The 21459-nt window shown below is 47.7% G+C and carries 21 protein-coding genes; 11 read left to right on the top strand and 10 right to left on the bottom strand.

Going from position 1 to position 21459, the window contains the following annotated elements:
- The first annotated feature begins 29 nt into the window (after nt 1-29).
- The 3 genes from AC6IB1_RS01300 (at nt 30) to AC6IB1_RS01310 (ending at nt 2046) form a co-directional block, all read left to right on the top strand.
- Nucleotides 30-1205 (top strand): conjugal transfer protein TraF, encoded by a 1176-nt coding sequence (locus AC6IB1_RS01300; protein WP_497566585.1) that lies wholly within the window; start codon nt 30-32, stop codon nt 1203-1205.
- Between the two features lie 54 nt (nt 1206-1259).
- Nucleotides 1260-1412: a YoaH family protein gene (locus AC6IB1_RS01305; RefSeq protein WP_005502494.1), complete on the top strand. Its 153-nt coding sequence runs from the start codon at nt 1260-1262 to the stop codon at nt 1410-1412.
- A 109-nt stretch (nt 1413-1521) separates the two neighbouring features.
- Nucleotides 1522-2046, top strand: coding sequence for a nucleotidyltransferase family protein (locus AC6IB1_RS01310; RefSeq protein ID WP_497566586.1), 525 nt, complete (start codon nt 1522-1524; stop codon nt 2044-2046).
- A gap of 73 nt (nt 2047-2119) precedes the next feature.
- Here AC6IB1_RS01310 and nadE read toward each other — a convergent pair whose 3' ends face one another.
- Nucleotides 2120-2956, bottom strand: coding sequence for an NAD(+) synthase (nadE, locus tag AC6IB1_RS01315; protein ID WP_497566587.1), 837 nt, complete (start codon nt 2954-2956; stop codon nt 2120-2122).
- Nucleotides 2957-3250: 294 nt separating this feature from the next.
- Between nadE and AC6IB1_RS01320 the strand changes: the two genes are divergently transcribed.
- A complete protein-coding gene (locus tag AC6IB1_RS01320; protein WP_497566679.1) occupies nt 3251-3784 on the top strand; it encodes a nicotinate-nicotinamide nucleotide adenylyltransferase in 534 nt (177 codons plus the stop codon).
- Nucleotides 3785-3845: 61 nt separating this feature from the next.
- Here AC6IB1_RS01320 and AC6IB1_RS01325 read toward each other — a convergent pair whose 3' ends face one another.
- Nucleotides 3846-4562, bottom strand: a complete 717-nt coding sequence (locus tag AC6IB1_RS01325) for a hypothetical protein (protein ID WP_497566588.1) — start codon at nt 4560-4562, stop codon at nt 3846-3848.
- A gap of 163 nt (nt 4563-4725) precedes the next feature.
- Between AC6IB1_RS01325 and AC6IB1_RS01330 the strand changes: the two genes are divergently transcribed.
- Complete coding sequence (locus tag AC6IB1_RS01330) at nt 4726-5838, top strand: 1-acyl-sn-glycerol-3-phosphate acyltransferase (protein ID WP_497566589.1); 1113 nt, start codon at nt 4726-4728, stop codon at nt 5836-5838.
- A 97-nt stretch (nt 5839-5935) separates the two neighbouring features.
- On the opposite strand, the gene AC6IB1_RS01335 is transcribed toward AC6IB1_RS01330, so the two are convergent.
- Nucleotides 5936-6832: a LysR family transcriptional regulator gene (locus tag AC6IB1_RS01335; protein ID WP_497566590.1), complete on the bottom strand. Its 897-nt coding sequence runs from the start codon at nt 6830-6832 to the stop codon at nt 5936-5938.
- A gap of 622 nt (nt 6833-7454) precedes the next feature.
- Between AC6IB1_RS01335 and chrA the strand changes: the two genes are divergently transcribed.
- Nucleotides 7455-8603, top strand: a complete 1149-nt coding sequence (gene chrA / locus AC6IB1_RS01340; protein WP_497566591.1) for a chromate efflux transporter — start codon at nt 7455-7457, stop codon at nt 8601-8603.
- 270 nt (nt 8604-8873) lie between these two features.
- Here chrA and AC6IB1_RS01345 read toward each other — a convergent pair whose 3' ends face one another.
- From AC6IB1_RS01345 to AC6IB1_RS01375, 7 genes are all read right to left on the bottom strand, one after another.
- Nucleotides 8874-9902: a Gfo/Idh/MocA family oxidoreductase gene (locus AC6IB1_RS01345; protein ID WP_497566592.1), complete on the bottom strand. Its 1029-nt coding sequence runs from the start codon at nt 9900-9902 to the stop codon at nt 8874-8876.
- A 125-nt stretch (nt 9903-10027) separates the two neighbouring features.
- Entirely contained in the window at nt 10028-10792 is a 765-nt protein-coding gene (locus AC6IB1_RS01350) for a heme ABC transporter ATP-binding protein (RefSeq protein WP_497566593.1), read from the bottom strand.
- Entirely contained in the window at nt 10792-11835 is a 1044-nt protein-coding gene (locus tag AC6IB1_RS01355) for a FecCD family ABC transporter permease (protein ID WP_497566594.1), read from the bottom strand. Before AC6IB1_RS01355 ends, AC6IB1_RS01350 begins: the two co-directional genes overlap by 1 nt.
- A gap of 2 nt (nt 11836-11837) precedes the next feature.
- A complete protein-coding gene (locus tag AC6IB1_RS01360; protein WP_497566595.1) occupies nt 11838-12698 on the bottom strand; it encodes a heme/hemin ABC transporter substrate-binding protein in 861 nt (286 codons plus the stop codon).
- Nucleotides 12695-13111: an ExbD/TolR family protein gene (locus tag AC6IB1_RS01365; RefSeq protein WP_497566596.1), complete on the bottom strand. Its 417-nt coding sequence runs from the start codon at nt 13109-13111 to the stop codon at nt 12695-12697. The genes AC6IB1_RS01360 and AC6IB1_RS01365 overlap by 4 nt, the downstream gene beginning before the upstream one ends.
- Complete coding sequence (locus AC6IB1_RS01370) at nt 13108-13815, bottom strand: MotA/TolQ/ExbB proton channel family protein (protein WP_497566597.1); 708 nt, start codon at nt 13813-13815, stop codon at nt 13108-13110. The genes AC6IB1_RS01365 and AC6IB1_RS01370 overlap by 4 nt, the downstream gene beginning before the upstream one ends.
- A gap of 2 nt (nt 13816-13817) precedes the next feature.
- Complete coding sequence (locus tag AC6IB1_RS01375; protein WP_497566598.1) at nt 13818-14621, bottom strand: energy transducer TonB; 804 nt, start codon at nt 14619-14621, stop codon at nt 13818-13820.
- Nucleotides 14622-14786: 165 nt separating this feature from the next.
- Here AC6IB1_RS01375 and hutW point away from each other — a divergent pair, with 165 nt between their 5' ends.
- The 5 genes from hutW (at nt 14787) to AC6IB1_RS01400 (ending at nt 21453) form a co-directional block, all read left to right on the top strand.
- On the top strand, nt 14787-16157 hold the full coding sequence (gene hutW, locus AC6IB1_RS01380) for a heme anaerobic degradation radical SAM methyltransferase ChuW/HutW (protein ID WP_497566599.1): 1371 nt from the start codon (nt 14787-14789) through the stop codon (nt 16155-16157).
- 13 nt (nt 16158-16170) lie between these two features.
- Nucleotides 16171-16695, top strand: coding sequence for a heme utilization cystosolic carrier protein HutX (gene hutX / locus AC6IB1_RS01385; protein WP_497566600.1), 525 nt, complete (start codon nt 16171-16173; stop codon nt 16693-16695).
- The gene (hutZ, locus tag AC6IB1_RS01390; protein ID WP_005502519.1) at nt 16692-17222 is read left to right on the top strand and encodes a heme utilization protein HutZ; all 531 of its coding nucleotides are present in this window, start codon (nt 16692-16694) and stop codon (nt 17220-17222) included. The genes hutX and hutZ overlap by 4 nt, the downstream gene beginning before the upstream one ends.
- Nucleotides 17223-17361: 139 nt before the next feature.
- On the top strand, nt 17362-19536 hold the full coding sequence (locus AC6IB1_RS01395) for a TonB-dependent hemoglobin/transferrin/lactoferrin family receptor (RefSeq protein WP_497566601.1): 2175 nt from the start codon (nt 17362-17364) through the stop codon (nt 19534-19536).
- A gap of 117 nt (nt 19537-19653) precedes the next feature.
- Nucleotides 19654-21453, top strand: coding sequence for an ABC transporter ATP-binding protein (locus tag AC6IB1_RS01400; RefSeq protein WP_497566602.1), 1800 nt, complete (start codon nt 19654-19656; stop codon nt 21451-21453).
- The last annotated feature ends 6 nt before the right edge of the window (nt 21454-21459 follow it).

Here is a 21459-nt window from a genome sequence, read left to right on the forward strand (position 1 = left end):
TTTCGATTTGACAGAAATGGAATTCCGCCATGAAAAAAAGTTTACTCGCACTCAGTCTCGCCTTGACGTCTATTCCCGCGCTGGCAGCGAACTACAGTATTGATACAAGAATTGATGCCATGGCTGGGGCTGGTACGGCAGCGGCGAACTATCTGTCAGCTGGCTTCCATAACCCGGCGTTGGTAGCCATGGATCCTGACAGTAACTTTGGCGTGCTTTTTCCTGTTATAGGGATTCAGTTGCGTGATCCGGATGAATTGGTTGATAAACTTGAGGATTTTGGGGGCGTGTTTGATGCATTTAAAGCTGAGCCATTAAGCGAGACTAACCGAACAAATGCAGCAAACGCACTTCGAAATTTGCAAAACAAACTGGCTTATGTCAACGGTGGTATAGGTGGCGCTATTGCATTACCGACCTCAACCATTTCAGGGAATTTCTTCGTGAAAGGCTACACCGAAGCAGTTGTTATTCCTGAAATCTCTGATACAGATATTTCAAATATCGAAAACCCTGTGTTGGATCCTAATGCCGATTATAATCTCACATCGAGTGGCCGTGTATTGGCTTTTGGCGTGGTAGATGTCGGGCTTGCTTTGGCGGGAAATATTGAACTGGCTGGACAACGGATTGCAATTGGTGTGACACCTAAATCCCAGAATTATTATACCTACCATTACGAGGTGTCCGTTGAGAACTTCGAAGCCAATGACTGGGATTCAGATGCCAACCGTACGGAAGATAGCGCGTTTAATATTGACCTGGGTGCAGCTTGGCAGACGGGGCCGTTCAGAGTCGGTTTTGCAGCGAAAAATATGATTTCGCAAGACATCAAAACCGTTAACTACACCCGAGAATATACTTACCACATTGACCCTCTTTACACTGTGGGTGGCGCTTTTATAGCGGATCTGTTTGTCGCGGCAATAGACATAGATCTCAACACGCAGAAACGTTTCTCTGCGCCAAGTGGTCCAGCCATCATCGATGATACCCAGTTGATTCGATTGGGGACAGAATTCAATGCATGGGGCTGGGCTCAGGTTCGTGCCGGTTACATCAATGACTTGGAAGATACCCTTGATGGAACCGTCACGTTGGGCCTTGGCCTGTCGCCCTTTGACACTGTCCATTTTGATCTGGCGGCACAACTTATCGACAGCAACAGTTATGGTGGTTCGGTACAACTCTCGTTTACCTTCTAAGGTGTTTGGGTATAGACTACGCGGCTTCTGAAAGCATTTTTTGAGGTCGTCGCAATGAACCAAATGCCAACATTGAGCCATGCTGAACAACAGGAAGCTGCAGAGCGTATCCATGCACTAATGGCGCAGGGTATGAGTAGCGGTGAAGCTATCATGAAGGTAGCCAATGAGATCCGCGAACGCGAAGCGTCAAAAAATAATGATTAATGTGAAAGCGGCCATTTTTTGGCCGTTTTCTTTTTCGTTTCTAACGTTATTCTAGGATCTGTTTATTTATCCCTTCTTAAAGTGGGGAAATCAGAGGAAAGGGACGACGTTGAACGATCGTTTGCTACTGGCAAAAGCATTTGCCCGCGCCCGACATGCAGGACAGCGATATGGCGAATTTCCCTATCATGTGCATTTAGATGATGTGGAGCGGTTAGCCCAACCTTTCGGTATCAATGCGATGGTTGTGGCGCAGTTGCATGATGTGTTAGAAGATACCACCACCAGTGTTGATGAGTTACTGCAAGATTTTGGTGAAAAGGTCGCTTTATCCGTCAGCTATCTAACGGATCCGATGGTGGGTAATCGTGAGGAAAGAAAACGTCAGATAAACCAGCGTTTCCGAGAGCTTGATGAGTCAGATGAAGCGGCAAAGTTGGCATTGATTGTAAAGGCGTGTGATAGGCTCTCCAATGTAAAAGCTTGTCGGTTATTCCACCCCGAAAAATTCATCAGATACCAGCGAGAACATCCTGAATTCCGTAAAGCGGCTTATCGGCACGGCTTGTGTGAAATGATTTGGTGGGAATTGGATATGTTAATCGAAGTGGGTGACAAGCTCGCAAGGTTTTAGGTGCGTTATTCACTTTTGCAACCAAATCCCGATATGACAAGATATAAAGCGCTCTGGGGAGCGCTTCACGTATTTATTCATTGTCGTAAACCGTTGGGATGGGCTGACGCTTGTGTTGTGTCGCATTGTAGATACTGATCAGACGATCCTTAACGCGATCCTCTACAGGCTTGCCTTCAAGGAAATCGTCGATTTCATCATAAGTTAGTTGCAACGCGTCTTCGTCGGCTTTTTGTGGCGACAATTCTTCCAGATCTGCTGTGGGTGTTTTTACCACCAATAACTCTGGCGCCCCCAGATAAGCAGCCAGTTGGCGAACCTGACGTTTGTTCAGACCAAACAGGGGGGCAAGGTCACACGCGCCGTCACCAAATTTAGTATAAAAACCGGTAATATTTTCTGCAGAGTGGTCAGTGCCCAGCACCAAACCGCCTACCATACCAGCAATTTCATACTGGGCGATCATACGGGCACGGGCTTTCACGTTACCTTTCACAAAATCGAGTTTTGCGTTGTCTTTCGGGATCAGACCGGTATCTTCGAGGGCTGTAAGGGTTGACGCATGCAGGCCATCAACCCCCTCTTTGATATTCACGCTGACAGAATGGGTAGGTTGGATAAAGCTTAGTGCCAATTGAGCTTCATCTTCATCCTGTTGTACACCGTAGGGAAGACGAACGGCAATAAACTGATAATCCGTTGAGCCGGTTTCTTCATTCAGTTGTTCAACCGCCAGTTGTGCCAGTCGGCCACAGGTCGAAGAGTCGACACCGCCACTGATCCCGAGGACCAGTGATTTCGAGCCCGATGCTTGTAAACGGTTTTTAATGAAATTCACACGACGCTGAACTTCAAATTCAGGGTCGATGGTTGGGAGTACTCGCATTTCTGCACGGATAGCTTGTTCCATTTCCATTCCTAATGACAGGGTTTCTTTAAAGCCAACAACTTTAATGACAGGTTATTTACTGCATTTTGCAACATCCTTCGTGCAAAATCATGATCATTCTTACATAGATGGCCACTGTGATAGTTTTTCATTCTTTTGGTGCGGGGAAACGATAACACTCACTAAAATAAGGCAAAATTATACGTATTAGGTGGTTTCTTGTTCATCCAATCCCGCTTCATCCTGAAAGGGATTGAAGGATGCAGATTGGATCAGGTATCAATAGAAGACGATTGTGGATATGAAGAAGAACATATGAGTAAAGCGGAATTACGGCAACAAATTGCCATATTTGGCAGTGCATTCAATCCGCCCAGCTTAGGGCACCTCAGTGTCGTAAAAAGGTTGGGGCATTTTGATCGGGTGCTTTTGGTGCCAAGCTTCGCCCACGCCTGGGGGAAGAAAATGGTGGATTTCGATAAACGCTGTGAATGGGTCGAGATTTTTATTCAAGATGCAAACTGTTCCAACCTAACCCTTTATCGCGAAGAAGAATTTTTGAGTGGTAAAGGCACGGTTACAACATGGGCGCTTCTAAACCATATTCAGCAGCAATATCCCAATTCTGATCTGACCTTTGTACTTGGTCCAGATAATCTTTTAAATTTTTCCAAGTTCCACAAATCGGCAGAGATATTGCAGAGATGGAACGTGCTTGCATGTCCTGAGACTTTATCGGTAAGGAGTACAATAATCAGGGATAGGCTGTTGGCAGGTGAATCGATTGATGACCTAACAACGCCTATTTTGGCGAAAAAGCTGACGTGTCAGGATTTTCGCCAGGAATAAGACAAATCAATGCTAGCTTTTGTTGTAAATACAGATGGTTACTCTATAGCATGATTCGAGGTTAGACCGGCCCTGCGATTTTTCCGATCAATTGCATCAAAGATGCTTCAGTGAGGGATGCTTGTTGGGCAATATGGGTTGAGTTTTGGCCAGATTTCATTTTTTTTATCCAATCCCTGACTTTCAATTGCTCTGAAATCTCTTGGGTTTCTAAGCCTAACATGCTTATACAATCAATGTTGTCTGGTGAGCCACCGTTGTCTAACAGTGCGATGGTTTCGGCCAGTTTCAACGTGCTGTCATCATATTTATCGTCAGGGGAAACCAAGGCGAAATAATCCCGGGCGCAACGCAGTAAACGTCCATAGGCTGATAACCACGTGTTGTTACCATTTTTGTTGAGTGTATTCAGCTGTTCTACAATACCCTCTACCAATGTCGAAGGTGCAATATAACCGACGCAGTTTGGCAGTGAAACTGTCGAACGAATTGAAAAATTAAACGTCGAAAAGAGAGATCCCTGCAAAACCGTTACAGCAGCAAGGCACCCCGAGGGCAGCCAGAATCCTTGTTTTTGACAAACAGGTAGCTCTAATTTGCCTAGACGGATAAGTGCCATGCCCTCGTGAATGAGGATATAGGAAGAGTGGGGTTGTTTTTTACGCGGACCGACAATCAGGAAGTCGGCAGTTTGGTGCAGAAATTCTATGGCTTGCTTCATGTTAACGTTCTCTCGTTGCAAGGCGCACATAGTCATCGGTTTTTCCGGTGAGATCAAGCTAAGCGTATCTTGTTGTATGAAAATGCGCCGCGTTGTTACAATAAGTTGTAGAGAAAAAGAGGTAAGACCTCCAACCTCTGTATTGTGACGATGAAAACAATGTTCGAAATCCCATAACCGCGTAAAATAGCGCGGTTTTTATCGGAGTAAGTAGAGTCCCGTGCAACAAACCAACGATCCTTTCCTAGATATTCGTCCATATAATGATGATGAAGTTCCCGGGGCGATTGAGCGCCTGGTCAATGATGAAGAATTTATCGCTGCCATTATAAAATACCGTTTTCCTCAGTTGTCGGGCATTGCCGGGTGGTTGCTTAAACCCGTTTTGAAGCAGTACCTACGCTCAAAATGGAATAAAGTAAAAACCGTGCGTGATGTACAGCTGCATGTAGCGAAATACATGGAGTCGATGCTCAAAAACTCGTCGGACGGTTTAACGACCAGCGGTTTGGATAAACTCGATCCATCAAACAGCTATCTTTTTGTTTCCAATCACCGTGATATTGCTATGGATCCCGCCATGGTAAATTGGTGCTTGCACCAGCGTGGCTTTGACACAGTGCGCATTGCCATTGGAGACAATTTGCTCAAAAAGCCTTGTGCGACAGAATTGATGAAGCTGAATAAAAGCTTTATCGTGAAGCGATCAGCGAAAGGCCCACGTGAGATGATGAAAGCGTTGGGGCAACTCTCTGCTTACATCAAATCATCACTCGATGAAAAACAGTCGATCTGGATTGCACAAAGAGAAGGCCGCGCAAAAGATGGTAACGATAAAACCGATCCCGCCATCCTGAAGATGTTCTTTATGGAAGGCCGTCGCCAGAACATTGATTTTGCGGACTACATTGCGTCACTTCGCATTGTGCCAGTGACCATTTCTTATGAGAATGATCCTTGTGACGCGGCGAAAGCCAATGAACTTTTCCGTAAACAGCAGGAAGGTGGATACGAGAAAGGCGAATTTGAAGATATCGAAAGCATCGTACAAGGCATTGTTGGTCAGAAGCGCCGCATCCACGTTGCGTTTGGTGATGTGATTGGTAGCGAATTTGATTCACCCGATGCCTTGGCCGAAGAAATAGATCGCCAGATTTACCGGAATTATCATTTGTTCCCGGCAAACTACATTGCTGCGGGTAAAGAACACAGTTCGATCACGGATAGTGATCGTGCGCAGTTTGATAGCAAGTTGTCATCATTACCGGAAGGTATCGCACAAATCGTGAAAGCAATGTATGCGATGCCAACGGTTAAAAAAGCGGATGCTTAAAATAAAGCATTAGTCTGGAATAAGAAAAAGGGATGTGACATTGTCACATCCCTTTTTCTATGAATTTGGAGTGGGGTAAGCCCTTTATAGGTGTGCTTCAAACTACCCGAATGTTCTCGGAAAGAAAATTCACGAAATGGCGCACTTTCGGTGCAAGGTATTCCCTCCGGGGATAGACAGCATAAACAGGTAGCTTCATTGTCGGTTTCCAGTCTTTCATCAGCACATTGAGTTCACCATTTTTTATTTCATCGTTAAGAAGGTAGGTGGCGATATAGGCAATGCCAACCCCTGATTTTGCTGCCTCCAAAACCGCTGGGGCGTTATTAATGCGATAACTCCCCCTGACAGTCACTGACTGTTCACTACCATCACGTTGGAATGACCATTGATCATAAATGTGCTGAACATTTTGATAAGTAATGCAATTGTGATCGCGAAGATCGGATGGGTGCTTGGGTGTACCGTTTTTTTCAATGTAAGACGGTGAAGCAACCAGCTTAAACTGACAATCTCCCAGCTTTCTTGTCACCATTCCTTCCGATGGGACTTCATGAATGACCAACCAACAATCGAACCCATTTTCAATCAGATTTGGGCAATGATCGAAAAGATGCACCTCGAGCTCTAATTCAGGAAATTGCGCTTGAAAAGAGGAGAGCAGTTGTGTGATTTGGGGATTGCCAAAGGATTGTGAAATGCCCACTCGTAATCTTCCTGATACTTCATTTCTAAAACCAGCCACCACCGCTTCAGCATTCTGCATGGTTTCAACAATTTGACGCCCGAAAGCGGCGTATTGTTTACCTGCCTCTGTCAGTGCGACTGACCGGGTATTGCGCTGCACCAGTTGTACGCCTAAACGCGCTTCCAGAAAGCGGATCTGCTTACTGACCTGAGACTTTGAGATCCCAAGATACTCGGCAGCACGGGTAAAGTGCTGTTCATGGGCAACTGTCGCCAGAATGACCATTTGTTGCAGGTTATCTAACATATGGCAATTTCGTTAGTTATCGAGAGGGATAGCGTACCACAATCAAGCAATATTCAATGAGTGACGTTGTCACATCATATTAATTTGATCGTCGGATTTGAAAATGTGTAGCAATACTCCCGGTGTTTTCTTTCTTATCTCTGTGTTTGTTTGTCGCAAGTAAAAAACATGTCGGTTGTGCCGAATATTTCGGGTTGGAATAACAGAGTAAGGCTGAGCGGATCTTTGATCTCTTTGCGACATAGCCAGGTGTGAGTTCAGATATGGAATCCATGTTTGTCAGCGAGTTACATAGTATTCTTTCAATATCTCCAGTGGGGCAGAGTTAAATTAAGGCAATAAAAACAGTTAGTTGTATGCTTTGTTTTCTTCAGGAAACAATTAATAGCGAGGTTAGTAAGTGCTAACATGTGGGTGTAGTAAATCTTCAATATTCAAATCCCATCGGTTGTTCAGGGGGGATTTTATGGTTTTGAGTAGATTTAATGGAGATGATGAATAGTGTGGATTGATAGGAATTGTTTTTATTCATAGAAAGCGCCTTTTAGAATCGTTTTATCCATACTGGTATAAAGCATATGGGATGCTGGATGCTTGGTTCATTAAGGAGGTTATCGTTCGGATGTTAGAGGTTTTGCTTCGTTTCTTTGTCCTTGGCTGTATGAGCTTTGGGGGACCCGTCGCCCATATTGGTTATTTCCAGCGGGAATTTGTTGAAAAGCGAAAATGGATTGAAGAAGAGACATTTTCAATGGCATTGAGCTTGTGCCAGTTTTTGCCTGGCCCGGCAAGTAGCCAGTTAGGCATGTTTATTGGTTATCATCGTGCAGGGTATCTGGGAGCAGTCGCTGCGTTTCTGGGCTTTACCTTTCCGTCTTTTGCACTTTTGACTGTGGCGGCGATGTATAGCACGAGTTTAGGAGAATCCTCTGCTCTGACACTGATTATTTCGGCAGCGAAGTTGCTGGCAGTGGTGGTAGTGGCCGATGCTATCTGGACAATGGCACGTAAGTTTATCAGTGACGCTGTCACATTTTCTGTCTGTATGATCTCAGCAGCATGGATCCTTTGGCAAACGGGCTTGATCGCACAATTGATGCCTATTGTTATCGCGGGTGTGCTGGGTTGGTTGTTTATCCGTAAACCTAAAACTTTAGTAGAGGCGGGTAAATCTGAGGGCATTAAACAGACAGCGGTTTTGTTTGGTGTGTTCGCTATATTTCTTGTTCTGCCCGCGGTAAGCAGTGCACCTGTAGTGAGCCTGTTCCATCACTTCTATCAAGCGGGGAGTTTTGTATTTGGTGGGGGCCATGTTGTCCTGCCATTGTTGCAGCCATTAATTGGTGATACAGTACCTGGGGATGTGCTGGTAGAAGGATATGCCGCCGCACAGCTGGTGCCAGGCCCAATGTTTACGATTGCCAGTTATATTGGTGCGTCAATGGAAGGGATGAATCCTGTTCTTGGCAGTGCAGTGGCGACTATTGCTATTTTCCTGCCGGGAGCACTGCTTTTATTCGCTGCAATTCCTGTCTGGCAGGCAGTAATGCACCATCACAAATTCGCTGGCTCAGTGGTGCTGATTAATGCTGCGGTAGTAGGCCTTCTTATCGCCGCCTTTTATCAACCGGTTTGGGTTTCAGCGGTTCATGGCGTTGCGGATATTGTCGCTGTCATTATCGGTTTTGCAGTATTGCGTAAGTTCAACCTCTCAGTGTTTTGGTTACTGGTGGGCATGTTGGTCTATGTTGTTGGCAAAAGCATGCTGTAAGAACGAAAAAGTGCCTAAGGTTATTCAATGTAGCCCGTGTTTACGGGCTTTTTTACATAGGTACTCTGTGTATATCATTATTTTGGACTTTTTCATGCACTATAACTTTTTATTGAGTGCTTATAGATAAAGCGGGGATGGTGAACCATTTAGGTTCAGGCAGGGGCGGTGTCTGGCAGAAAAAAGAACGATTATTCTTCAGATGTTGCTGGGTGGAGGACATGTGGTTTGATGGGAATAACGCCGGGATTGACCGGCGTTGATTGGCGATTAAAACTCCCAGCGCTCGGTTTTACCGGTGTCAGAGGCATGTTGGGCAAGCTCCAGCGCATAAACGCCTTTCACCGCGTCATAAGGATCGATAGGTGGTGGTGTACCGTTTAGAATCGCAGACGCTAGGCTGGCAAAAAGCTCCGAGTAACAACCATGTTCCAATGCAATGTCTTTTTCTGTGACATTGTCACCTATTTCCAGTTTTCCAACATGCTGTTGACGGCCAAACTCAGCGTTTGTAACCGTGACGCCGTCACGAAGTTGCTGTTCCTGAATATCCAACCCAAAACAAGAGAAGGTTGCTTTGTTACCCTGGACCACAAATCTTGCCCCCTTACCAGAACGGAATGGACTCGAACTGAGAATGACCTCTTTGTCTGCGTAGTGAAGTGTCATATGGAAATAATCAACAGCCTGAGATTGATGACGCATGGATTTACATTGTGCTGAAACAGAGCGTGGATCGCCAAACAGGTGGATAGCTTGATCAACCAAGTGCGAGCCCAAATCATAGAGGATGCCAGCACCTTCGCCCGGTTGTTCCCGCCAGCGTTGGCGAACGTCAGGACGGAAGCGGTCAAAGCGGGATTCAAGGACCTTGATGTCGCCAAGATCGCCTGAGTCAATCAACGCTTTTAACGTCAGGAAATCGCCGTCCCAACGGCGGTTTTGGTAAGGGCAGAGAATTTTTCCACGGGCATTGGCGAGGTTTATCAGCGCCATACCCTGACCACTTTTCACCACAAAAGGCTTTTCGAGTAAGACATGGCAGTCTGCCTCTAGTGCTTGTTTGGCAAGAGTAAAGTGAGTGTGGTTTGGTGTGGTGATGATCACCAGATCTAACGCTGCATCCCGCAGCATGTCTTCAATGTTTGAGTAATACGTCGCCGAAGGCAGTTTCTCTGCCACCAAATCATGGTTTGAAGAAACAACCGCAACAGGCTCAAAATCTGGGTGGATAGTAAGAAAAGGGAGATGGAAGGTTTGTGCGGCGAAACCAAACCCAACAATGCCAGTACGAATCATATAGCGATCCTTGTTTTCGTTCGTGTTGTGGTTAGCCATTGATTATACGCGAGCCGATGAGAAAAGCTGTTTACCTGTCGAAAAAAGCCCCGGCAATTATGCGAGGGCTGTTGGAGATATTGGAATCAGGCAAGAATAACCGGGTAGTGCTCAGTAGGATGGGGCATCACATTCACTGGCCATCCATACACATCTTCGATGATGGCAGGTGTCAGTACAGATTCTGGTTGTCCATCTGCCACAATTTTTCCGCGGTTCAGCATTAAGATGCGATCAGCGTATTGCGCAGCAAGATTTAAATCGTGGATCACGGCGATCACCGCAGATCCCTCTCTTGCCATCTGCTTGGCCAGCATTAAGGTTTTATGTTGGTGTCCAATATCCAATGCGCTGGTGGGTTCGTCTAACATCAAAATCGGATCACGCTCTGATCTGGCGATTTGGGTTAATACCCGCGCAAGGTGTACCCGTTGTTTCTCGCCGCCGGACAAGCTGGGGTATAGCCTGTCTGCCAGATGCAATACATCGGTCCGCGCCATTTTTTCTTTAGCAATGTCTGCAATTTCCTTTTGGGATGCTGTTAACGCAAGCCCACCAAGTTCAACCACCTCACGAACGGTAAAAGCAAACGTCAGGCTGCTGGATTGGGGCAGAATGCCGACAGATGCTGCCAGTTGCTGGGGTGTCCAATGAGACGCCGGCTTGCCGTAAAAACGGAGTGTACCGCTACAGGGCCACTCCCGGCTGAGCAGTTTCAAAAGGCTGCTTTTCCCTGTCCCGTTTGGACCAAGGATAATCGTCAGCTCACCCAGCCTGAATGCAGTACTGACATCATCGAGCAGGGTTTTATTGCCTAGCGTCAGTGAGGCATGTTTAATTTCAATACCCATTATGCCAAACGACCTTTTTGTTTTAGTAGCAGAGCGAGAAAGAAAGGGGCCCCCAGTGCTGCCGTAATAATACCGACAGGGATTTCTAACGGTGCAACGATAGTGCGGGCAATCATGTCCGACGCTAAAAGCACCAGCCCACCTAAAACGGCGGATACCGGAATGAGAGAGCGATGGTCTGGTCCAATCAACATGCGGGCAATATGCGGCACGACAAGACCGATAAAGCCAATCATACCGGATAGGGCTACTGTCACACCCACACCAGCCGCTGTTAACAGGATGAGGTTTCGTTTTAGAGACTGGACATTAATGCCTAAATGGCGCGCCTCAGCTTCACCTAATAACAACGCGTTCAACGGTTTGGCATAGCGCTGGAAAAGTATGCCGAGTATGGCCAGTGATACAAACGCCAGAAGGATCGCATCCCACGACGCACCTGCTAAAGAACCCATGGTCCATAACGAGAGATCGCGAAGCTCTTGATCGTTGGCAAAGTAGTTCAGCAGCCCCATGCCTGCACCCGCAATCGCGCCAAGGGCGACGCCTGCCAACAACATAATCGTCACAGATGTCCCATTGCTGCTGGTTCCCATGTAATAAATGGCAAAAGTGGTAAGTGCACCGCCCAGAAAGGCGAAAACAGGCACGGTTCCAAACACCAGAAACGCGGTATGTGTAATAACGCCGCCAAACAAAACAATTGCAATCGCGGCGCCAAGTGATGCACCGGCTGAAACACCAATAATGCCGGGATCAGCCAGGGGATTTCTGAACAAGCCCTGCATCACGGTACCGCACATTGCAAGAATACCACCCACAGCAATAGCCAGCAGGGTGCGTGGCAAACGAACCTCCTGGATGATCACCGACATATAGTCAGGAAGATCTGACGGGAGAGGGAGCAGTGCTTTCAAGCTGTCGAAAAAGCCAATGTTCATCGGTCCCAGCGTAATTGAGCTTACGACGGTGATATACAGCAAGACCGAAGAAACGACCATCATCCACCGCACAGGCACGCGGCGAGTTAACAAATCATTCATGGTTATGGCTGCTCACTGGCCACAAAGCGTTGATTTAGTTCCGTTGCCAGCTCCAGGCTCGCTAAGCCGAACCCGCCCAAAATGGCATAGCCAGAAATGGGAATGACGTTGTTGTTTTTAAACGCCGGGGTGGCTGTCAGTAAAGGTTGCTGCTTAACCATGCCTTCAATACCGCCAACCTGCGACAGGGTACGCTCTGACACCAGAATGTATTCGGGCTGCATCTCTACAATCGATTCTGTTGACAGCGGTTTATAGCTGGATGTCTCTTTTGCGGCGGGATTGATGCCGCCAGCCAACTCGATCACTGTGTTAACCGTCGTTTCGTTGCCTGCGACGGTCAAGGGGCGGCCATCAGAGAGCATCATGAACAGGACGGTTGGTTTCCTTTCTGGGGCAGAAGCCGTTAGGTGACTGATCTTTTCTGCAACATTCGATTTGATTTCTGCACCTTTATCGATGGTACCGGTGATCGATGCTACGAGATCTACCCGTTGATTAAAGTCTTCAATGGACGTGCCTGTCGGCAGTTTTTGCACGTCTACTTTTGCCGATTCCAACAGGTTCAATGTGCTTTCTGGCCCCATCTCAGGCGAACCAATCAAGTGGGTGGGACTCAGTGCCAACAAGCCTTCTGCGGAAAGCTGACGGTGATAACCCAGCACAGGAATATCCCGTCCGTCGAGATAATGGCGACTGGTCAGGTCAACCGCCACGACATCTTTGTCAGCGCCAAGGGCAAACAACAGCTCCGTGACTGTTGAGCCCGCACTGATAATCCGCGCACCATCAGCAAACGCGCAAGAAGCAAACAAACCGGAGATGAGTAGCGCAGCAGCGCCAAGTTTAGTGTTTATTTTCATTGTTCTTCCATCACAATATTGGTGGCATTGATATTGTTGTTTTGCATAAAGGCGAGGACTTTCAGCATGCTTTCCACATTGGCTTGTTTGTCCGCGGCAATCACCACTGGTTTATCAGGCGCTTGTGCAATGGCTTCCAACAGTTGTGTGGTGAATGAGGTCCAATCGGGGATGGGTTCCCCCTGTAATGCCCATGAAGGCTCGCCACGCAATACGTTAATGGCAATAACATCACGGTCGGGTGATGCCAGCACATCCGTATCTTCCGTCTGGGGGATGGCGATATCCATGGTTTTGATTTGGATATTGGCGGTCAGCAGCAAGAACACCATGACAATAAAAATGATGTCGAGCAGGGGCGTGAGATCGGGCGTGAATGACAGTGATTCACTTTCGGGTTGTGAGCGAATCATGCAGTAGGCTCCGAAGGGGTAATTGGGCAAACAGGCTTACAATGTTTTGGACATTCACCGTTTTCATCAAACGATACACCTGCCAAATGAAGGTTAAAGTGATTCAGTACGTATTCTATTTTCGCCAGCGTACGATCCGCCCAAAGACTGAATACCTGTGATGAGGCAATGGCTGGCAGCGCAATAAGTAAGCCTGCTGCGGTGGTTGACATGGCAAGGCCCAAGCCATCAGCCAGTTCCGCCGGGGAAATACCGCCCTGTGTGACAGACAGGCCTTTGAACATCTCAATCAAGCCCATGACAGTGCCAAGAAGACCAATGAGCGGGCTTAGGACACCAATAATATTCAACATCTTTAGGCCTGCAGTGAATTGGCGGCGTTTTTTCTGTAGCCAGATGCTGACTGCTTCCTCACGTAACGATTTGGTAAAGTGGCGATGATTGATCAACATGCAGATCCCCTGAGAAAGGGTACTTTTGTCTTTCTGGTGGCGCTTAACATACGCCTCGAGTTGCTTGTCGTTAGTCAGTGATAATGAATAGATCTCTTTTTGCAGTGGTTTGCTGCCCGTTTTGGTGTTCAGGATGGCAAAAACAATGCGCTCGACAATCAGCATCAACATCAATGCAGAAAGCAGAGTCAACGGCCAGGTCATGATGCCAAGCTGCGCATGAATAGAAGAGATAAAGTGTAAGTCGAACATGATTAATCCAGATTAAAACGAACAGGAATTCTGACTCTGTGCGCCAAGGCGACACCATTTTCTTTGTGGCCGTTAAACTGCCACTTTTTCACTGCTTCAATCGCAGCATCGTCAAGCAAATCAAAGCCTGAGCTTTTCAACAGCGACAGGTTGGTCTGGTCGCCATTTTCATCAAGCCACACCTCAAGCAGTACCGTGCCTTCCATACCTTTACGCTTTGCCATTCTTGGGTAGTTTGGTTGGGAAGGACGAACTTTAAATGTCGCCTTATCGACCAATACCGGGGAAGAGGCAGCTGCCTGGTTTGCTTGTGTTTCAGAGCTCACTTTCTTGACGGTCTCTTTCAGTTTTTCATTGGACTTATCTTTCATTTTTTTTCTGTCAGGCTGTTTTTTTTCCTTCTTGGGTTCCTGTTTCTTCACCGTTTCAACGGGCTTTTTCTCCGTTTTCGTTTCGGGTTTAGGCTCGTTTTTTCTTGGCAACTCTGTTTTTTTCTTTTTTGTCAGTTCACTGATCTCTGAAGGCTTAGGTGCTGCCGGAGGTTCTGGTGCCTTTCTCTCTACTCTCTCTACTCTCTCTACTCTCTCTACGGGTTCAGATACTTGCGTGTGAGGCGGTTCATCGACAGGAGAGGGGGCTGGCTCCTTGGGTACCGGTTTTGCGGTTGCAACAAGCTTTATAGCCACGCGGTTTCCTGTGTTGGCATCATGCAACGTGAACTGGGGTGAAGGTGGCTGGGCAAATATCGCCAGACTGTGCAGTGCAACTGAAACGACACCACAAACTACGTACCGTTGAGCGTTCACACATACTCCTGAAGAACGTCATTTGATAAGCGATTAACTGCATTATGCATGAAATACGAATGAGATCAATTATCAGTTGCATTATTTTCTAATCTGAATATGATTGAATTCACAAGGAAACAGCGCGCAGTTTGACGCTGTTAGTCGTAAAGGTTGCTCATTGAGATGAATATTGATCTCCACAATCCGGAACTGGTCGGGCTAAACACGCCTGATCCACTTCGTTTTGCCTTTCAACGTAAAAAGAGTGCACATGCTGGTGGCATGATGCGGCCTGTTAACGCTGAAGATATTCAAAGCACGCTTGAAAAAGCACACGCAACCCCCGCGTTGTCAGCGTATTCACCGCGTTGTCTGTACATTCATATTCCGTTTTGCCGGGTGCGGTGTACGTACTGCAATTTCTTCCAGTACGCATCCAGCAATTCCCTGATTGAAGGGTATGTTGAGGCACTGCGGGCAGAAATACGCTGGAAAGCGGCGCAAACCTGGAGTCAGTCTGCACCTTTTCAAGCAGTCTACATTGGCGGAGGAACGCCAACTGACCTCAGTGGCGAGCAAATCCGGCTGATTGTGTCGGATATACGCAGTCTGTTTCCCCTGACGCCGGATTGTGAAATCACTCTGGAAGGCCGGGTAAACCGCTTCGGGGTAGATAAATTCGAAGCCGCATTGGAAGGGGGTGTGAACCGCTTTTCGTTTGGCGTGCAAAGTTTCAATACTCTGGTTCGCCGCAGTGCAAAGCGCCTTGATGACCGTGACGTAGTGCTGGAAAAAATTCAGCAGCTTTCACGCTATAACGCAGCCCCCATTGTGCTGGATTTGCTCTATGGATTGCCACATCAAACCCTGGAAATCTGGCAGCAGGATTTGAATGATTACTTGGAATCCGGTGCACACGGTGTTGACCTTTATCAACTGATCGAAATGCAAGGCTTGCCCATGGCCAAGTTGGTTGAAGCGGGTAAATTGCCGCTCCCTGCTGACACCCAAATGAAAGCCAGCATGTTTGAGATGGGGGTGAACTTTATGGCAACGCATCACCAGAAGCGTCTTAGCGTTAACCATTGGTCGTCAGATAACCGTGAACGCAGCATTTATAACTCCCTGGCGAAAACCACCGCAGAAATCATGCCGCTTGGCGCGGGGGCGGGTGGCAATGTGAATGGCTGCCAAATGATGCAGACCCGTGATATGGAGACGTATATCTCAGCGATTAAAGATAATCGTTACCCTGTCACCATGTTAACGATGACATCACCTAACCGGGCTGTTATCGCAGAAGTGAAATCAGGTTTTGATGCGGGTGTACTGTCCCAATACAAACTGGATGCGGTTGCTGGCACAGGAACATTCGACGCACTTTCCCCTTTGTTTGAGGCCTGGCAAGGGAATGGGCTGGTCTATCTTGAAAAGAACGGAAATAACCGAAGCTATTTAGCATTGACCCTGGCGGGGCAATTCTGGGCGGTCACGCTCGCTCAGAACCTGATTGACGTTTTATCGAAACAACAAGCGGCAACAGTCGCCGCTTAGGAGTAGCAATACGATGCAACAAGCGATCATCGTGACGGAAGAAACCAAACAGCGTGTCGCTGATTATTTAGCCAAAGACGTGCATACGCCTGTGTCCAATATGGTGTCTGAACTTGGTCTCACCGAAGGTGAGATCACCTTGGCGCTTCCGGAAAGTATGGTAACCCGTGTAGAGGGCGCGTTGGCTCAAACCATTCTGGAAACCATACCATCCTGGGGTAGAGTGACCACGATTGTCCATTCAGGTGGGTCGGTGTTTGAGTTCAAGGCGGCTTTTCCAAAAGGCAAGGTGGCGCATGGGTACTACAACCTGATGGGCCGGGAAGGGCAGTTACATGGTCATCTTCGTCTCGATCTGGTGTCAGATATTGTTTTTGTCAGCAAACCTTTCCGTGGCACCGAAAGCCACTATATCGGTTTTTATGATGCGAGCGGACATTGTGTTTTCAAAATCTATCTGGGTCGCGATAAAAAGCGTCAGTTATTCCCAGAACAAGTTGAACGGTTTAATGCCATGAAGCAGGAGTTGGCAAAATGAGTGACAAAGCAGAACGTATACAAAACCGTCTGGGTCCTGAAATCCAAGAATTTCGCGATTCACGTAAAACGCTTCAGCTTGGCACTGTTGATAAAGAAGGCAGACCACATACCAGCTATGCGCCTTTTGCCTTCTCTGAGCGGGGTTACTACATTTTGGTGTCTGACTTAGCCACTCATGGACAGAACCTCAAGACTTGTAAAGCCGTGTCTATCATGATGATCGAAGATGAAAGCGAAGCCCGCTCGATTTTTGCGCGTCGCCGTCTGTCTTTTGATACCAATGCAGAGCTGATTGAGCGTGATTCTGAGCACTGGAATACCGCGATTCACGTGATGCGTGAGCGCTTGGGCGAGATGATTGACAACCTCAGCCAGCTCGGTGACTTCCGCCTTTATCGCCTGAACCCAGTAATTGGCCGCTATGTGAAAGGTTTTGGCCAGGCGTTTGATGTGTCGGGTGAAGACATGCTTTCCGTGATCCATTTGAATGAAGGTCACGTGAAGCAAATGAAAGAGAATGCGTAATCTTATTTGCAGCCCCTCTATCTGAGGGTCTGCCATTTCTTATAACGATAAAAATCGCACGGAAACCAGTGTGAGTGGGTTTCTTTTGCCTGATGAAAACTGAATGGAAATTCTCAGGCATTTAAAAAGAGTGGAAATTATGACTATCAGGAAAAATAAACTGGCACTTTGGGTCGGATTACTGTGTACCGGCAGTGCGGCAGCACAGGATGTCTACACTTTCGACGAAGTGGTAGTCTCTGCAACACGGAGTGAGCAAAACATCAGTGATGTGGCGGCATCGGTGGACGTGGTCAGCAGTGAAGCGCTGGAGAAAGATCTGTCCCAGAACATGAAGTCCGCTGTTGAGTCAGAACCGGGTGTGAATATGGCCGGTAACGGGCGGTTTGGTCTGACAGGATTTAACATTCGCGGTCGTGATGAAAACTATGTAAAGACCATTATTGATGGTGTTGAACTGCCTGGAACATATAATCCAGGTGCGGATGTTATGCGCAAGTACAATAACACGTTAGAAACCGACACACTTCAACGTATAGAAATCAATAAAGGACCGGTTTCCAGTCTTTATGGCAGTGATGCATTGGCCGGTGCGGTGATCCTTCGCACCAAAAATCCGGCTGATTTGCTGGATGAGGGCAATGATACCTACGCCAGTGTGAAAGGCGGTTACTACAGTGCGGATGAGAGCTACAAAGCTACAGCAACGTTGGCAAACCGCACTGGCGATTTGGAAACGCTGCTGATTTTCACCCATCGTGACGGGCATGAAACCCAAACTTACGGAGGCTCTGATATTGCCGGACCAGATCGTGGTGAGGCTGATCCGGTTGACTTCCAATCTGATAACATTCTGGCAAAGGCCTTTTATCAACTGAATGACGCGCACCGTGTCGGTGTTTCCGTAGAGTCTTACCATCGTGATCAGGACGTTATCCGTTTGTCTGATGAAGGTGATGTCATTGCATTTGGTCCATACCGCTATGTGTATTCCAACACCCGCGGGTACGATGATGATTCACGCCAACGCTACAGCATTGAACATCAGTGGCAGGCGAATAACCCAGCGTTTGATTTACTCGAATGGCGGGTTGCTTACCTGAAATCGGAATCCAAACACGACAACACTGACACCCTGACGAAAACCACGCCAACAGGGACAAGTGTTGAAAACCGAAACCGTCAGAGAATCGGTGAAGACGAATCGTGGCAAGCCGATGTCCAATTCAATAAAGTCGTTGCGTTGGATAGCACCTATCACGACGTGGTTTATGGTGCCAGTTATGTCAGCAATGAATTCAACCTGGACTATAACAACATCAATCGGGATACCGGGATGGTGACCGATGCAACCCCGGAAGTACCCAATGCAGAATCCCGCAAATGGGGAGTATTTATTCAAGACCAAATGTTCTTGATGAATGAAACACTGGTATTGAATGCGGGTCTGCGATACGACAACTTCAGTGCGGTTCCAAAAGGTAACAGCACCTATGCTGATGGCAAAAATGATGCGTTGACTGGGCGTTTAGGAGCGGTTTATCACTGGAATGATGCGTTCAGTACCTTTGCTCAAGTCAGTCAAGGATTTAAAGCGCCAACGCTTCAAGATCTTTACTACTTCTATGACACAGGGGCGACGTTCATTCCTAACCCGAACCTGAAAGCAGAAGAAAGCATTTCCTATGAAACCGGTATGCGGTTCAGGCAAGAGTTTGGCCGTATTGATATTGCTGTTTTCTATAATGATTATAAAAATTTCATTGAGAGCCGTTTAGTGGATGCAAACGGGCCTGATGGAAAAGAAGTGTGGACAACGGACAATATTGGCCGTGCTGAAATCTACGGTGCTGAACTGAAAGCGCATTTGGCATTGGATCGTATGCTGGGTGCACCAACGGGCATCTATTCTGATCTCAGCCTTGCATATGCCAAGGGTGAAAACAAAACCAATGGCGAAGCGATTGATACGGTTGCCCCGCTAACGGCAACGCTCGCACTCGGCTATGTGGATTCGGAAGATACTTACGGTGGTAAGGTGTCGATGCGCGCTGTCGCGGGTAAATCGGGGGATGACTGGAGTAACGCCAATAATGTCAATAACGTGAGTGCGCCAGGTTACACTGTCACGGATTTGACAGCATATTACCGTCCAATGAAAGACCTGACCCTACGAGCGGGCCTGTTTAACGTCTTCGACAAGAAGTATTGGGATTATGCTGATCTGGCAGGCGTGGACAAAGATGAGTCTGGGCTTGATCGTCGCACCCAGCCTGGACGTAATTGGGGGATAGAAGCGGAATACGTGTTCTAATTCCCACCGTGTCTTACCGCAAACACCCCGGGGATTTCCGGGGTGTTTTCCGTTCTGGCCTGCGTTATGCTCAGGTTATGCATAAAAATAAGTATGACAAACTCTTCTGGAGAGATAGTGAGTAACACGACACTAACAACCCTTTCAACGCGCTGGTTGATTGAACAGGCAAAGAAACAAAAAAAACGCCTGATTGCCGCCAACCTTATTGCGATTTGCGCGACCTTGATCAGCGTGCCCATTCCTCTGTTTATGCCCCTAATGGTTGATGAGGTGTTGTTGAACAAGCCCGCTGGTGGCGTCGCTTTCTTCAATTACATCTTGCCTGAATCATTGCATCAACCGGCTAGTTACATCGTGATGGTACTGCTGCTGGTTATTGTGATGCGGATACTCAGCCAGGCTCTCAACATCTGGCAAAGCCGTCAATTTACCTTGGTATCCAAGTCGATAACCTGTCACATCCGCCAACAGTTGCTTGATAAACTGGGCCGCATCAGCATGAAAGAGTATGAAGAACGCGGCAGCGGAGGCATAAGCTCTCACCTGGTGACAGACATTGAAACCATTGACAGCTTTCTGGGTAACAGCCTGAGCCGCTTTGTGGTCGGTGTGCTCACTGTTATCGGCACGGCTGCTATCCTGCTTTGGTTGGATTGGGCACTGGGGTTGTTTATCCTGCTGGTTAACCCTGTGGTCATTTACCTTTCCCGTAAAATGGGCCAGCGGGTCAAGCACCTTAAAAAAGCCGAGAACCAATCTTTCGAGCGCTTTCAGCAACGTTTGGTGGAAACGCTGGACGGTATCTACCAATTGCGTGCCGCTAACCGTGAGCGCGCATACTTAGAGACGTTGAAAAAAGATGCCGATGCCATCCGCCATGACGCCGATAAATATGCCTGGCAATCAGAAGCAGCAGGGCGCATCTCCTTTCTGATGTTCTTGATTGGCTTTGAACTTTTCCGCGCTGCCGCCATGTTGATGGTGCTGTTCAGTGACCTGACTATCGGCCAGATTTTTGCGGTGTTTGGCTATCTGTGGTTTATGTTGAGCCCGATTCAGGAGCTGTTAGGTATTCAATATGCCTGGTTCAGCGCCTCCGCCGCGATGAAGCGCCTGAATGGATTGCTGGCATTGGAGGAAGAGCCACGCAAGAATGCAGGGAAAGATCCATTGGCTGATTTGGATACCTTCGGCGTGGAGTGCCGTGACCTGACGTTCAGTTACGACAGCGAGAAAACTGTGCTGAACGGGCTATCCCTCACCATTCCACAAGGCAAGCGTGTTGCACTGGTTGGAGCATCCGGTGGTGGGAAATCCACGCTGATACAACTTTTGCTCGGCCTTTACCGGAAATCCGGCGGTGACGTGTTGGTTGACGGCAAACCGGTTGAAGAGATTGGCTACGAAACTCTACGCCAGCATACGGCCGTGGTGTTGCAGCAACCGATGATCTTTAATGACACCCTGCGCGAAAACCTGACGCTGGGCCGTACCGATTTTTCAGACCAGCAGCTTTGGCAATCATTGGAGATTGCCCAGCTGAGTGATGTGGTTGAAAAGCTGGATAATGGTCTGGAGTCACAGCTGGGCCGTCAGGGGCTTAAGCTTTCTGGTGGTCAGCGACAGCGTCTGGCAATTGCCCGGATGGTGCTGACCAACCCGAAACTGGTGATTTTGGATGAGGCGACCTCAGCGCTGGATACTGCAACAGAAGCCGCGCTGCATGACGCACTGAATAACTTCCTACAGGGCCGCACTACATTGATCGTGGCGCACCGTTTGTCCGCAGTGAAACAGGCTGATCTGATTTATGTGCTGGAAGACGGAAAAGTCGCGCAGTGCGGCAACCATAATGAGCTCGTGAAGGAGGAGGGCGTGTACCAAACCCTTTATGGCAACCTGCAAGTCGGGTGATTGATG

The sequence above is a fragment of the Grimontia sp. THUN1695 genome (assembly GCF_059704325.2).